This window comes from Candidatus Arcticimaribacter forsetii, assembly GCF_910589745.1.
Taxonomy (GTDB): domain Bacteria; phylum Bacteroidota; class Bacteroidia; order Flavobacteriales; family Flavobacteriaceae; genus Arcticimaribacter; species Arcticimaribacter forsetii.
The window spans coordinates 418,798-435,302 of record NZ_OU342399.1; the positions used below are offsets into that span (position 1 = coordinate 418,798).

7 protein-coding genes are annotated in these 16,505 nt (G+C 34.7%); all 7 read left to right on the top strand.

The window, feature by feature from the left end; translation table 11 throughout:
* Positions 1 to 107 precede the first annotated feature (107 nt).
* The 7 genes from NG655_RS01995 (at position 108) to NG655_RS02025 (ending at position 16,504) form a co-directional block, all read left to right on the top strand.
* A complete protein-coding gene (locus tag NG655_RS01995) occupies positions 108 to 3,038 on the top strand; it encodes a SusC/RagA family TonB-linked outer membrane protein (RefSeq protein ID WP_252157679.1) in 2,931 nt (976 codons plus the stop codon).
* 20 nt (positions 3,039 to 3,058) lie between these two features.
* A complete protein-coding gene (locus tag NG655_RS02000; RefSeq protein ID WP_252157680.1) occupies positions 3,059 to 4,669 on the top strand; it encodes a RagB/SusD family nutrient uptake outer membrane protein in 1,611 nt (536 codons plus the stop codon).
* 85 nt (positions 4,670 to 4,754) lie between these two features.
* Positions 4,755 to 8,009 carry a CRTAC1 family protein gene (locus NG655_RS02005; protein ID WP_252157681.1) on the top strand — a complete coding sequence of 1,085 codons (3,255 nt, stop codon included), beginning with the start codon at positions 4,755 to 4,757 and terminating at the stop codon, positions 8,007 to 8,009.
* Positions 7,981 to 8,586 carry a hypothetical protein gene (locus NG655_RS02010; RefSeq protein WP_252157682.1) on the top strand — a complete coding sequence of 202 codons (606 nt, stop codon included), beginning with the start codon at positions 7,981 to 7,983 and terminating at the stop codon, positions 8,584 to 8,586. The genes NG655_RS02005 and NG655_RS02010 overlap by 29 nt, the downstream gene beginning before the upstream one ends.
* 7 nt (positions 8,587 to 8,593) lie before the next feature.
* A complete protein-coding gene (locus NG655_RS02015; protein WP_252157683.1) occupies positions 8,594 to 11,884 on the top strand; it encodes a VCBS repeat-containing protein in 3,291 nt (1,096 codons plus the stop codon).
* Positions 11,884 to 15,162 carry a VCBS repeat-containing protein gene (locus NG655_RS02020; RefSeq protein WP_252157684.1) on the top strand — a complete coding sequence of 1,093 codons (3,279 nt, stop codon included), beginning with the start codon at positions 11,884 to 11,886 and terminating at the stop codon, positions 15,160 to 15,162. The genes NG655_RS02015 and NG655_RS02020 overlap by 1 nt, the downstream gene beginning before the upstream one ends.
* Complete coding sequence (locus NG655_RS02025; RefSeq protein ID WP_252157685.1) at positions 15,149 to 16,504, top strand: vanadium-dependent haloperoxidase; 1,356 nt, start codon at positions 15,149 to 15,151, stop codon at positions 16,502 to 16,504. The genes NG655_RS02020 and NG655_RS02025 overlap by 14 nt, the downstream gene beginning before the upstream one ends.
* Position 16,505: the final 1 nt, after the last annotated feature.

Below are 16,505 nucleotides of genomic sequence, written 5' to 3' on the forward strand. Positions count from 1 at the left end.
ATGAGAACTGTTAATTTTTTTAACAATTATTTACTATATATATAACTTTGAATTGTACTTTGGTTTCTGATACAAAAACAAATCAAAATTAACTTAAACTTTTAAGAATGAAAAAAAATCAATTCAAAGCATTCCTTTCAGCCCTACTATTTTTTGTAGGAGTAGGAATGTATGCTCAATCCGTATCAGGTACGGTTACGAGTGAAGATGGTCCTCTACCTGGGGCAACCGTAGTTGTCAAGGGTACAGCTAATGGTACTACTACTGATTTTGATGGTAACTTCACTATAGCTGCTTCTGCAGATGCTATACTTGAGGTTTCATTTGTCGGGTTTACTACGCAAGAAGTTGCTGTTGGTGGACAAGATCAAATCACAATTACTTTAGCTACAGACAATGAACTAGAAGAAGTTGTTGTAACAGGGTATGGTTCTCAACGTCAAAAAGAAATTACTTCCGCAGTAGTTAAGGTTGACGCTGAAGACTTTAACAAAGGTAATATCAACGATGCGTCTCAACTTTTACAAGGTAAAGTTGCTGGTTTACAAGTATACAATAGAGGGGGTGACCCAAATGCTGCTGCTACTATCCGTTTAAGAGGTATCTCTACGGTAGGAGCTAATGCACAACCTTTAGTTGTTATTGACGGTGTTATCGGAGCTTCTCTTGCGAATGTTGATCCTTCAGATATTGAAAGCATTAACGTTCTTAAAGACGGATCTGCTGCAGCAATCTACGGTTCTCGTGGATCTTCTGGGGTAATTTTAGTTACTACTAAATCTGGTAAAGAAGGTAAAGTTCAATTCAACTACAATGGTCAGTTAGGTGTAACTTCTGCTTTAAACACAGTTGATATCATGACAGCTCAAGAATTTGTTGCTGCAGGTGGTACAGATTTAGGAAGCGATACGGATTGGGTTGACGAAGTTACTCGTCAAGCTTTAACGACCATTCATAACTTCTCTGCTGCTGGTGGACATGGTGATACTTCTTACCGTATCTCTGCTAACTTTAGAGATGTAGAAGGAGTTTTAATCAGCTCTGACTTCCAACAGTTTAACACTCGTTTGAATTTTACTACAAAGGCATTAAACGACAAACTTACAATCAACTTTAATTCTGCTTTAACTAAAAGAGAGCAAAATAATGGTTCTAGTGAGTCTATGAAATATGCTGTTTTGTATAACCCAACTGCACCAATTTATGGTGTTGATTCTCCATACCAGTTTGCATCTGAGCAGTTTGGTGGATACTTTGAAACTTTGGGTTTATTTGATTCTTACAACCCAGTTTCTATTGCTAATCAGCAAATTAATAAAGGTGATAAGACAGAAGTAAACTACAGTGTTAACTTAAACTACAAAGTTTCTGATGCTATTACAGTAAATGGTAACTTTGCAAATCAGGTAAGTAAATACTCTAACAAGCTTTACAATCCAACTACTTTATTAAGAGGTGGTAACGCTACTTCTCCTTTAAGAAAAGGTTTAGCTGAATTCTACGACCAAACTTATAGCTTCAAATTAGCTGAATTATATGGTAACTACAATGCAAACTTTGGAAACACTAAGTTGGTTTTAACTGCTGGATATTCTTTCCAACAGCAAAACTTTGAAGATCACTTTACTTCTTTAGGAGATTTTCCAGATAACTCTTTAGACTATATTAATGCTGTTGAGTATTCTCAAGATTTACTAAACGCTGGTTTAATTGGAGCAAACTCTAATAAAAGCCCTGACGATAGAATCATTGCATTCTTTGGACGTGCTAACGTAACTATTGATGACGCTATCTTCATTAATGCATCTATTCGTCGTGAAGGTTCTACTAAGTTAGGAGCTGATGAGCAATGGGGTATTTTCCCAGCGATTGGTGTGGGTGTTGACTTAAACAAATACTTAAACACTGGAGCTGATAAGTTTAAAGTTCGTGTAGGTTACGGGGTAACAGGTGCATTACCTGGACCAAATGGTCTTTCACAACAAATCAGAAACTTTACTTATGACGGAGGTCAAGGTGGTGGATCGTCTTCTCCAAGTCGTGATGCTAACCCAACTCTTAAGTGGGAAGAAAAAGCTGAAACTAACTTAGGTATTGAGTATAGAAAAGGTAAATGGGATGCAACTTTAGACTTGTATACTCGTGATATCTCTGACTTTATCTTAGAGCGTACTGTTGATGTAACTTTATACCCAACTGGTCGTCGTTTCGAAAATGCTGGTAAATTAAACACTAAAGGTGTTGAATTAGCTTTAAACTACGAAGTTAACGATATGTATACTACGGGTCTTGTTCTTTCTTCATACTCTACAACTCTAGACGAATATGTTTTAGATGCTGAAATGAGAGCTAACTTAGGAGCACCTGGACAAAATGCTACAGCGGTTGTTCGAGTTAAGCAAGGAGAAGAAATTGGTCAAATCTGGGGTCCAGTATTTGAAGGCGTTTCTGGAGGAAATCCTGTATTTGCTGACATCAATGGTGATGGTCAAGTAATTGCTGCTCAAGATAAAGCTCTTGATGACAATGTGGATATGCAAGAATTAGGAAATGGTATTCCTGATCTAGAATTAGGTTGGACAAACCAAATTGCTTTTGGAGATTGGACAATTAATGCATTCTTTAGAGGAGCATTTGGTCACAGTTTAGTAAATACGTTCCGTGCGTTTTACGAGCCAAGACTTTCAACTCAAGGTTCTTACAACTTCGTTAACACTGAATTAGCTCAAGATGGTTTAACAACTGCTCGTTTTAGTTCATTATATGTTGAAAAAGCTGATTTCTTTAAATTAGACAACCTTACAGTTACTCGTAACTTTGACATGAGCAACTCTGACGCTTTCGACTCTATTCAAGTATCATTAAACGCTCAAAACCCATTGGTTTTCACGAGCTATACGGGTCTTGATCCAGAGCCAGCTTTAATTGACATAGGTGAAGATGGGCGTGGAGCTGATGTATTATCACCAGGTTTAGATAGAAGAAATAGCTACTTCGCATCTAGATCATTCACATTAGGTGTAAACATTAAATTTTAATTAAAAAAAATATAAAAATTATGAAAAGTTTTTTTAGAACAATGTTGCTTGCCACTAGCGCTTCAGCTGTACTATTTTCTTGTACAGACTTAGAGGAAGAGTTAGTTGGAGAGATCACAACAGCGGTATCAGTTAGCGCCCCTGCTAGTTCAGGAGGTGCAGGCGGAGGCGGAGATGCCCTTGCTGGAGCTTACGCTCAATTAAGAAATTCCGGAACTGCAAACCACTTCGGGTATTTCTCTTTAAATGGAATTGCTTCAGATGAAATGGCTATTGCCGCTAAAGGTGGTGACTGGTACGATGGAGGAGTTTTAATTGAGGTACACCAACATACATATACACCAACTAACGGTATGGTTGGAAGTGCATGGAATGGTCAGTACGGAGCAATTGGTAGTATTAATGATGCAATTGCTAATCTGGGGTTAGATAATGCTCAAACAGCTCAAATGAGAGCTTTAAGAGCTTATTTCTACTGGAGATTATTAGATATGTTTGGAAGTGTTAAGATTGTAACTGCTCCTGGTCAAACTGCATCGCAGTCTAACCCTCAGCAAGTATTCGACTTTATTGAGTCTGAATTATTAGCTACATTAGGAATTACTGCAGTTACTTCCTCTATGGATTTATCTACTAGTCCATTAGGATTAGATAACAATACATACAGAATTAACCGTTTTGCAGCAATGGGTATGCTTGCTAAGTTATATCTAAATTCTGAAGCTTACACTGGTGTTGCTAAGTTTCAAGAAGCTCACGATGCAGCGGATTATATCATTGCAAATGGTCCTTATAGATTATCTGATTCAAGTGTATCTGTGCCTAACCTAGGAAAGCGTCCTTCTGTTGATTCTGATCCAGATAACTTAACTGGATATGCAGCAATATTTGCTCCTAATAACGAGGGTAATCCAGAGCACATTTTCTCTGTAAACTATGATGAAGCAACTGGTGGGGGTATGAACTTTGCTAAAATGACACTTCACTATTCTTCTCAGTTTACTTGGAACTTCCAAGATCAACCATGGAATGGATATGCAGCTTTAGAGGATTTTTATAACTCTTATGACGATAATGACTTACGTAAAGCAAATAACTTTATCGTTGGACCTCAGTTAGACTTTGGTGGTTCTGCAGTGTTAGATTATGCATCTGATGATGGTGATCCTCCTTTAAACTACACTCCACGTATAAACGAATTACAGCCTAACTCATTAAGAGAAGCTGGTGCTCGTTTAGGTAAGTTTAGCTTCCAACAATTTGGACGTCCTGATCAAAATAACGACTTCCCAATTGTACGTTTAGGTGATATCCACCTTATTCGTGCTGAAGCAGCTGCTCGTGCAAACAGTAACTGGAATCACCCTACTACTTTAGCAGATGTTAATGCAATTAGAGCTAGAGCTGGTGTTTCTGCAATGACTAATATTACTGCAGATGATTTCTTAGCAGAAAGAGGACGTGAAATGTTCCAAGAGACTTCAAGAAGAACAGACCTTATCCGTTTCGGAAAATGGACTAGCGCTTGGTGGGAGAAACCAGTTGAAGCTGATGATCACACTGCTTTATTCCCAATCCCGTTTGAGCAAATTCAAGCTGGTGATGGTTTATCTCAGAATCCTGGATACTAATTATCACAGAATTATAATTTTAAAAGGGGTTATTTCGAAAGAAATAACCCCTTTTTTATTATCTTATTTTCGCTATCTTTTCACAATGAAAAACATTTTTTTCCTTTTAACTTTTTTACTTTTATTGGTCCATTGTACTGAAGATTCTACCTCAAAATTTGAACTCAAAGACGGTGAGATAGGAATGGATTTCTTAAACGAACTCGTCTACACAGAAGAGTTCAATCCATACACCTATAGGAACTTTTATAATGGTGCCGGAGTTGCAATAGGTGATATTAATAACGATGGTTTAGTAGATGTTTATTTTACAGGAAATATAGTAGACAACAAGCTTTTTTTGAATAAAGGGAATTGGAAATTTGAGGAAATTTCTAGTTCTGCAGGAGTTGCCTGTTCTGACATATGGTCAACGGGAGCTACTTTTGCTGATGTGAATGGGGATGGATTTTTGGATCTTTATGTATGCAAATCTGGAAAGCCAGGCGGAGACAACAGAAATAATGAACTATTTATTAATAATGGAGATCTGACATTTACAGAACGCTCTAAAGAATTTGGATTGGATGTTGTTGGACTATCTGTTCAAGCTGCTTTTTTTGATTTTGATAAAGACGGTGATTTAGATTGTTATGTTTTAAATAATTCGATTAGAAGTGTCGGTGGATACGACCTTATTGAAGGTCAACGTGATGTTGTAGATACTAATAATAACGGGAATAAATTTTTTGAAAACAGAGACAATAAATTTTATGACGTAACAACAGCGGTAGGAATATATTCAAGTGCTATTGGTTTTGGATTAGGAATTACCATATCGGATTTTAATAATGACAGCTGGCCAGACCTATTTATTTCAAATGATTTCTTCGAAAAAGACTATTTGTATTTAAATACAACTACTGGGGGATTTGATGAAGTTTCTAATGATTACTTTGAGTCTCTTTCTATGGGATCCATGGGTGCAGATGCTGCAGACTTAGACAACGATTTACTTCCTGATCTTTTAGTAACCGAAATGCTTCCTTCTACATTAAAAAGAAAAAAAACCAAAGCTAAATATGACTCCTGGGATAAGTATGTTCTCACCCAGAAAAGAGGATACTCTCAACAGTTTCCTAGAAATGTGCTGCAGCGTAACATGGGTAAAAATGGATTTTTTGAAATTGGAAGAAAAAGTGGAGTCTCGGCTACAGAATGGAGTTGGGCTTCTACCATTTTTGATATGGATAACGATGGTTTAAAAGATATTTTTATATCCAACGGAATTAATAAGGACTTGCTGGATCGTGACTATTTAGCCTATATGGCAAACGAAGAACAGGTTCGTTTATTAATGCAAAAAAAAGAAGGAGTAATAAAAAAACTCATTGACATAATGCCTTCCAAAGCAGTACCTAACTTTGCTTACCAAAATAAAGGGAGCTTTAACTTTGATGAAAAAACAAAGGAATGGGGATTAGAAACACCAAGTTTTTCTAATGGAAATGCCTATGCTGATCTAGATAACGATGGAGACTTAGATCTTTTAGTTAACAACGTTAACATGCCTTCTTTTATTTATGAAAACAAAACAGATACCCTTAATTTCCGAAGCATAACTTTTGAGTTTGATGGGAATGGAAAAAATAAATTTGGAGTGGGTGCTAAAGTTATCCTCTTTTATGATAACAATACAGCACTGATGGAGCAATTTCCTTCTAGAGGTTTTCAGTCATCGGTAAGTAATCGGGTTCATTTCGGTGTTGGATCAACTCAAACAATAGATAGTGTTCAGGTTATTTGGCCTAATAATTCAATTCAAACTCGTTATGGTTTAGAGACCAATAAAATATATACCTTAAGAGAATCAGAAGCAAATTCTATTGTCAGTAAAGACGATAAAATTGAAGTCATTCTGAATGAAGATGAAGGTCTAATTAAGTATCAACACAAAGAAAATAACTTTGTAGAATTTAACAGAGAGCGTTTGCTTACTGAAATGCATCATAACGAAGGGCCATCAGTTTCGGTAGGAGATGTAAACCAAGATGGTCATGATGACCTATTCATAGGCGGGGGAAAAAATCAATCTGGGAGTTTATTTATTTCAAATTCGAAAGGGAAATACGATGAAGTAAAAACCCCTTTTGAAGAAAATAAGAATTCCGAAGATGTAGTTTCATTATTTCTTGATGGGGATCAAGATGGGGATTTAGATCTATTTGTAGGTTCTGGAGGAAAAGTTTTTTCTAAATTCTCTTCTCTACTCGACGATCGTTATTATGTAAATGACGGCACAGGAAATTTCTCTAGGGTTAGAAATGCGTTTAATTTTCCAAAACATATCTCAACAGGCGCAATAACCGCAGAAGATTTTAACGGTGACGGAAAAGTAGACCTTTTCATAGGCGAACGTTTTCAAACAGACACCTATGGACTTAGTGGTTCTGGGTACTTGATGATAAACAAGGGCAATAATAGATTTGAATATCAAGAACAAGATGCCTTTAAAGACCTTGGGATGATTACCGGGTCTCAATCTGTAGATCTTAATAAAGACGGTGAAATGGATCTCATTTTGTCAGGAGAGTGGATGCCCATAACCATTCTTATTAATTATAAGGGTACTTTTAAAAACGAAACAGATTCTTATGGACTAAGTTCAACATCTGGTTTGTGGAATACCATTTTAGTAGAAGATTTTAATGAAGATGGTAAGTTGGATGTTGTAGCAGGTAATTTAGGTCAAAACACATTCTATGAAATTGGATATCGAATGTACCTAAATGATTTTGATAAAAATGGTTCTAAAGAACAGATTTTATGTAGCCTTAAGGAAGGTAAATATTATCCGGTCATTGATAAAGATGAACTCATAACCCAGCTCCCTTATCTAAAAAAGCAGATGGTTTTTTATGAAGAGTATGCATCTAAAAGCATGGATCAGATTTTTGATAAAAACACCATAGATGAAAGTCAAATTTTAGATCTAGATGTTTTAAAAACATCACTTTTTTTAGGAACTGAAACCGGTTTTGAATCTATTGATTTACCTCCTGAAATTCAATATTCATGTGTGTACGCATTAGCTTATATAAATGATGAAAATTCTACAAAAAAGTCGTTATATTTGGGCGGCAATCAATATCTAGTGAAACCGCAATTTGGAAGATATGACGCTTCTAAAGGGTGGGAATTAGATTTTAATATTAAAGATAAAAATTTGTTATTTGATGCGCCGCATCCGTTAGGTGTAAAAGGACAAATTAGAGCAATTGAGCCATTAAATTTTAAGCAAGAAAAATATATAATAATTACGATTAATGATAATGAAATTCAGTTTAAGAAAATTCTTTAGAAATACCCTTTTTGTCATCTCTTTAGGGTTTTGTTTTGTAGGTTTAAATTCTTGCGAATCAGAATTCACTAAACTTGTTAAATCAGAAGCAGCCTCTGGTGAAAAATACACAAACCTAATCTTTGATATTGAAATGGGTCAAACGCAGAAAGACTTTTTTACAAAGTGTTGGGAATTAAACAAGAAAGGTTTAATTAGTCAAGGACCCGGAAATCAGTCTGTTCAATATGATATTGATTCAACAAGTACTTTTTTCCCGTCAGACAAAAAAATTCAAATGCTTTTTTATGGGGTATTTGATGAAAACAAAAAAATTGTTGGGATGAAGATGAAATTTTCATACGCTGCTTGGGCTCCATGGAATGAAGATTATCAGTCCGATGATCTAATTGAACAGCTAACAAAGGATTTATTGAAACCATATCCAGGTAATGAATTCATAGATTTCGACACAAAAGATCCTGATCATCCCGCAAAGGTAAAAGTTGATGGAGATCGACAAATTCAAATGTTTATTTTAGATGATCGATTTGTTGAGCTTAGAATCGAAAATACCCTTTTGAAATATAACCTGTAACTCCCAAATGAAAAAATCTGTACATCTCTTTATTTCATTGACTTTATTAGTTTTAGTGTTTTCATGCTCTGATTCTAAAGAAAATGAACTCTTTCTTTTAAAAGATTTGGAGACTATTGGAATGTCTTTTCAAAATGACCTTTCTTTCGATCAGAAATTTAATGTTTACACCTATAGAAACTACTATAATGGCGGTGGTGTTTCTTTAGGGGATATAAATAACGATGGACTCACAGATGTATACCTCACATCGAATCAAAAGCAAAACAAACTTTTTTTAAATCAAGGTAATTTTAAGTTTAAAGACATCACTGAACAAGCAGGTGTTGGAGGGACAAAAGCTTGGTCAACTGGGGTAACAATGGTGGATATAAACTCGGACGGTTTTCTTGATATTTACGTGTGCAACTCCGGTGATGTTGAAGGCGATAACAAGCAAAACGAATTTTTTATTAATAACGGAGACCTCACTTTTACAGAATCTGCAGAACAATACAATCTTGCGGACAAAGGTTTTTCTACGCATGCTTCTTTTTTTGATTATGATAAAGATGGTGATTTGGATGTATATCTTTTAAATAATTCTTATCAAGCAATTGGAAGTTTCGACTTAAGGAGAAACGAACGACCTAAACGTGACGAAAAAGGAGGGGATAAACTAATGCAAAATAACAATGGTGTTTTTACAGACGTTAGTGTTTCTGCAGGAATATATGGTAGTGTTATTGGATTTGGATTGGGTGTTAGTGTTGGTGATATAAATGGAGATGCCTGGGAGGATATTTTTGTTTCCAATGACTTTTTCGAAAGAGATTATTTATACATAAACCAAAAAGATGGAACTTTTAAAGAGGATTTAACTTCTCAAATGCGTTCTATTAGCGGAGCTTCTATGGGAGCAGATATGGCAGACTTAAATAACGATGGGTCAAACGATATTTTTGTAACAGAAATGCTTCCTTCGGAATATAAACGCCTCAAGACAGTAACAACATTCGAGGATTGGAATAAATATCAATATGTTGTAAAAAACGGATACCATCATCAGTTTACAAGAAATATGCTCCATCTAAATAATGACAATGGAACCTTTAGTGAAATAGGACGTTTTACAGGAGTAGAAGCTTCAGATTGGAGTTGGGGTGCTTTATTTTTTGACATGGATAACGACGGTTACAAAGATCTTTTTATAGCCAATGGGATCTATCAAGATTTAACAAACCAAGACTACCTTCAGTATGTTGCAAACGAAGAGGTAATGAAATCAATGATCGTTGATCAAAAGGTTGACTATAAAAGATTAATAGAAATAATTCCTTCAAACAAAGTTCCAAATCATTCCTACAAAAACCTTGGAAATTTAGAATTCGAATCGTTTTCAGCATCTGGACTTAATGTACCCAGTTTTTCAAATGGTTCTGCCTATGGCGATTTGGATAATGACGGTGATTTAGATTTGATTGTGAATAATGTAAATATGCCCTTATTTGTTTTTGAAAACAGAGCGGAACGTTTAAATAATAATTTTTTAAAATTTGATTTAAAAGGATCTAAAAATAACAAACTCGCTGTAGGATCCATTATTAAAGTCATTACTCCCGAAAAAACAATTCATCAAGAAGTACAACCGGTTCGTGGGTTCCAGTCCAGTATGGAATCTATGCCTTTAGTTGGTTTAGGTAAATCTAAAATTGTAGATGTTGAGATTACTTGGCCCTCAGGCAAAACCTCCTTTTTCAATAACATTGAAACAAATCAGACTCTCGTTGCAACAGAAGAAGAAGCTGAGTTAAAGGAAGTTTTAACGGTCGATGAGTATTCTTTATTTAAAATCAAAGAACAAGAAAACACCTATGTTCACAAGGAGAGCAATTTTGTAGATTTTCATAGAGACCGTTTAATTTATCATATGACCAGTACTCAAGGACCTCATATAGGATATGAAGACCTTGACAACGATGGTTTTAATGATTTAATTATTCCGGGTTCAAAAAATAATGAAGTTGTGTTTTCTAAAGGAACTTCCTCAGGTTTTTCTCCGTATGAAGCAATAAAAGATTTAAATCATCAAGCAAAATTGAAAAGTTCAGATTATTCAGATATTGCGGTTTTTGATGCAGATGGTGATTCCGATTTGGATATTTATTTAGCCTCAGGGGGTGTCGAAATTTCTGCTTTTTCTTCTTTTCTGTACGATGATTTATTGTTAAACGATGGTCAAGGAAATTTCACAAAAACAAATCAACAACTACCTTCAGTAGAAGCTAGAATTAATTCTGGAGTTGTTGAACACGCGGACATCGACGGGGATGGGGATCAAGATTTATTTGTAGGGGAGCGTTCTAAAGTTGCTACCTATGGTTTACCAGGATCCGGATATTTGTTAGTTAATGATGGAACTGGTGTTTTTGAAGATAAAACTGCAACATTAGCAAAAGAATTAAAAGATGTCGGATTGATAACAGATGCCCTTTTTGTTGATTTAGACCAAGACAATGACCAAGATTTAATTGTAGTAGGAGAATTTATGTCCGTTACAATATTCGAAAATACTCCAGAAGGTTTCATAATAAATAAAAACCATGCACTTGCAAATAAAAAAGGATGGTGGAATACTATCCATGGTGCAGATATAGATGGCGATGGGGATCTCGATTTTATATTAGGTAATCACGGAACCAATAGTAGGTTTAGAGCTTCTGATGAATTTCCAATTCGAATGTATTTAAACGATTTCGATTTAAATGGAGCTAAAGAAGGAGTTTTGACATTTAAAGCTGAGAACGGGAAATTTTATCCATTTGCCTTAAGACACAATCTAATAGATCAAATGAAAAGTTTGAAAAAGAAGTTTCCTGATTTTGAATCTTTCAAAGATGCTGACATTGATGTTATTTTTTCTAAAGAACAAATGAAAGGAGTTCAGATTTCAGAGGTAAACACTTTAGAAACCCAGTTATGGATTAATAACGGAAACTTTTCATTTACTCCAATAGAATTACCAAATCATGTTCAATTTAGCCCAGTATATGCTATTAATACAGCAGATTTTGATCAGGATGGAGATTTAGACATCGTAATGGGTGGAAATTTATATAATTCTAAACCGGAGGTTGGAATTTATGATGCATCTTACGGTGTTTATTTAGAAAACAAAGGTGACCTTAATTTTGAATTCCATACAGACGGAAAAGGTTTTTCTCTTCCGGGTCAAATTAGATCCATAGCAATCGACAATAATCAAATGATTGTAGCAAGAAATAGAGATAGTTTAAAAATTTACACCTGGAACAAATAATGAAACACCTAAAACTCTATTTTTTATTTTCCCTATTAATTTCTTTGCTCAGTTGCCAGGAAGAACAAGATGCTGTTAATTCGATTCCTTTTGTAACCTTGGGTAGTGAGCAAACAGGAATTGATTTTAAAAACGAATTGACTTACTCCACCGGGCTAAATATTATTGAATATTTATACTATTACAATGGAGGAGGTGTTGCAGTCGGAGATATAAATAATGATGGCCTTGAAGATTTATATTTTTCTGCCAATCAATTACCCGATCGATTATATCTAAATCAAGGTAATTTAAAATTTATTGACATTTCAGAATCAGCCGGTCTCGACATGCAGCCAACTTGGTCTAATGGAGTTTCCATGGAAGATGTAAACAACGACGGTTATCTAGATATATATGTAACCAAAGTAGGATTGTTTAATACCAATGGCTCCCATAATTTATTATACATAAACAACGGAGATAATTCTTTTACTGAGAAGGCAGAGGCTTATGGTTTAGCATTCTCAGGTTTTTCTACACAAGCCACTTTTTTTGATTACGACAGAGATGGTGATTTAGATATGTATCTTTTAAACCACGGAATTCACTCCATTAGAAGCTATGGTACAACCAAAAAGCGATCCGACAAGGACAGTCTTTCTGGGGACCTTTTTTATGAAAATAAACTTAATGAAGGACGAGCATTTTTTGAAGATGTAACTGAATCTGCTAGTATATATAGCAGTCCTTTGGGGTATGGATTGGCTGTTACTGCCTCTGATATTAATGGAGACGGTTGGATGGATTTATACATCGGAAATGATTTTCATGAAAATGATTATGTATACATAAACAATAAAAATAAAACCTTTACAGAATCTGCCACTTCGTATATTAAACATACTTCTCGATTTACAATGGGAGTTGATTTTGCGGATATGAACAACGATGGTTTATTTGATTTGTTTACTACCGATATGATGCCTTATGAAGCTAGTATTCTTTTGAAGTCTGGAGGAGAAGATACAGACAAGGTTACACGCATTAAAAAAGACTTAGGGTTTGACCCTCAATTTTCGCGTAATCATTTTCATATCAAGAAAGAATATGGGGATTATTCAGAAATTGCTCTTCAAAACGAAACATTTGCTACAGATTGGAGTTGGTCTGTTCTCTTACAAGACTTTGATAATGATGGTTTGAATGATATTTTCGTTTCTAATGGGATTGCTAAAAGACCTAATGATTTAGATTATATTAAATATTTAAGTAATGTCGATTATGCTGCTTATGAAAAAACAGAAGATGACGACTTAAAAAAGGACTTAATAGACGAAATGCCTGTTCTTAAGATTCCTAATATTTTATTCAAAAATGAAGGAGCTTTAAAATTCAGTAAAGTCAAAGAATCATTTGTGGGAAAACCATCGCTTACAAATGGAACTGCATATAGTGATTTGGATAATGACGGAGATTTAGATTTAGTTTTAAATAACTTGAATTCTCCAGCATCTATTTTAGAAAACAAATCTTCTACGGGGAATAATTATCTTTCTTTAACTCTAAAAGGAGATGCAGACTATTCCATCATAAAAGGAACAAAGGTTACCCTTTATGGAAATGGAAAGAAACTCATAAAAGAACAACAAACAACCAAAGGATTTCAGTCATCTTCTACTCAAAAATTATTTTATGGTTTAGGTGAAATCAATAAAATTGATTCTATTTCAGTTCAATGGCCAGATGGAAAAACTCAGGAACTAGGTTCATATGAAACAAACCAGGAGATTACAATAGCTCGTGACATTAAACCCTATCAAAAATTAATTCCCTTTGATTCAAATCCTCAATACAAACTTTCAGTTTTGCCCTTTAAGCACAAAGAGAATACCTATTTAGATTATGAAAGAGAACAGCTAATACCCGAGAAACTTTCTAAGGAGGGTCCTGCTGTAGTTTTAAATGATTTTAATGGCGATGGTATTGACGATTTGTATTTAGGAGGAGCGCGTTACCAGGAAGCTAAATTATATATTGGAACTAAAAACAACACCTTTGTAGAAAAAAAGACAGTTGACTTTATTAAAGACGTTAATTATGAAGATGTGGATGCAGCTTCATTTGATTTTGATAATGATGGTGATCTAGATTTATATGTTGTAAGCGGAGGAAATGACTTTAAGGAAAATGAAAATTATTTAATTGATCGAATTTACCTTAACGATGGGAAGGCTAATTTTAAAAGAATAAACATTTCCTTGCCAATGACAAACGGTGGAACTATTGAGGTCGGAGATTTTGACAACGATGGTTTCGACGATTTATTCATTGGTAGCAGATCTTTACCAGGAGCATATGGACTTAGTCCTTATAGTTTTATACTAAGGAATAGCGCTAAAATGAGCTTTGAAATGACTCTAAAAAGTCGATTGGGATTAGTAACCGATAGCGCATGGGGTGATTTAAACAACGACAACTTACTAGATTTAGTTATTGTTGGAGATTGGATGCCAATTACAGTCTTGATTAACAAAGGAGATCAGAAATTTGAAATTGCCAATAATGTTTTGAATTTAAACAATACAGAAGGCTTGTGGAATACAGTTTCAATTGAAGACATTAACAAGGATGGGTTCCTGGATATTTTAGCAGGAAATTCCGGATCTAATTTTAAATGGAAAGCTTCCATTGAAAATCCAGTATTTTTATATCTCGATGATTTTGATGAAAATGAACAATTAGATCCCATTATATTCCATAATTATTTTGGTGATTATGTTCCTTTTTCTTCAAAAGATAACTTAGCAGGTCAACTTCCTTATATCAAGAAAAAATTTACACAATATAAAAAGTTTTCCAAAGTAAGAACTATTGAAGATCTGACAGATAAAAAAGAAAATGATATTTTAGAAATCAAGAAAATTGTCGAGACTAGATCAATGGTTTACCTTCAGAACAATTCTAAATTCGAAGGATACCCGCTTCCAGAAAAAGCACAGCTTAGTAGTATTGAAGATTTTTATTTAGACCGTTCAGACGAAAATATAAAGTTATTTTATGTTGGAAATAATGATCAATATATTACTGATTTAGGAAACAGTTCCTCAAACACAGGGGGGGTGCTTTCTGACTGGAGTAATGAAACAAAGTCTTTTAAAGAAGATTTATTTTTACCACTTCCAATAGGAATAAACGCCAAAAGAATTATTAGTTTAAACAAACATACCAAGCTCATTATGTCAAATAATGATTATGTATATTTATTGTCTAAAAATCATCCCAATGAAAATAAATAAACCTATAGTTTTATTGTTTCTAGCATCTCTACTAATGTCTAGTTGTCAAAAAGATTTTAGTTATCTTAAAGAATTAGACGATCCAGAATGGGTTCAGTCCAATGTAAAAAACCTTACTGACATCATTGTATATGATATTTTTTCGCCTCCGGTGGCAAGTAGAGTTTATTTATATCCTACAATTGCAGCCTATCAAACAATGCAGTTAGCAAATCTAGATTCATATGCTTCATTAGTTGGTCAAGTAAAAGGATTAGAGCCATTACCGGCAAACCAAGATGAAGATGTTAATTACACTATAGCTTCTTTGCATGCTTTCAATGAAGTCGGAAGAGCGCTCATTTTTTCGGAAGACAAGATGTTGATTTTTCAAGAAAATTTAGATGAGAAATTAAAAGAAAAAGGAGTTCCGAGATCGGTATTAAATGCATCAAAAGAATACGGAGTTCAAGTAGCTGCACATATTTTGGAGTGGGCTAAAGGAGACCTATACAACCAGACTAGAACCTACCCAAAATATACCATTCAAGAAGAAGAGCATTATTGGAAACCAACTCCCCCAGATTATATGGATGGTATCGAACCTCACTGGAACCAGATAAGAACAATGGCTTTGGATTCTGCAAATCAATTTCCTCCAAAACCACCATTAGCTTTTGATTTAAAAGAGGGAAGTCCATTTCAAATTCAGTTACAAGAAGTTTTTGAAATCCGTAATAAAATAACAGACGAACAATTAGAAATCGCAAAATTTTGGGACTGTAATCCATACGTAACTCATCATAGAGGACACGCTATGTTTGCAACAAAAAAAATTACCCCGGGTGGGCATTGGATCGGAATTACATCTGTTGTGACCAGAAAGGCTAATAGTGATTTTGAAGCCACTCTCAATGCCTATACTAATGTTACCATTGCACTTTTTGACGCCTTTATAAGTTGTTGGGATGAAAAGTGGAATACACTAGTAGTTCGACCAGAAACATTAATTAATAAATATTACGACGAAGAATGGCTTCCTATTCTTCAAACTCCTCCTTTTCCAGAATATACCAGTGGGCATTCTGTAATTTCAAGAGCAGCAGCAATAACCCTTACCGATCTATTTGGCGATAATTTTGCATTCGATGACACTACAGAAATTGAATATGGTTTGCCGGTTAGGTCGTTCAACTCCTTTATAGAAGCTTCGGAAGAAGCGGCTTTGTCAAGACTATATGGTGGAATACATTATATGATGGCGATCGAAGAAGGCGTAGCACAAGGAGAGCAAGTTGGAAAACATGTTGTAAATAAAATCCAAACTTACATTGGAGATAAAAAGAACCTAGCGATAAAATAAT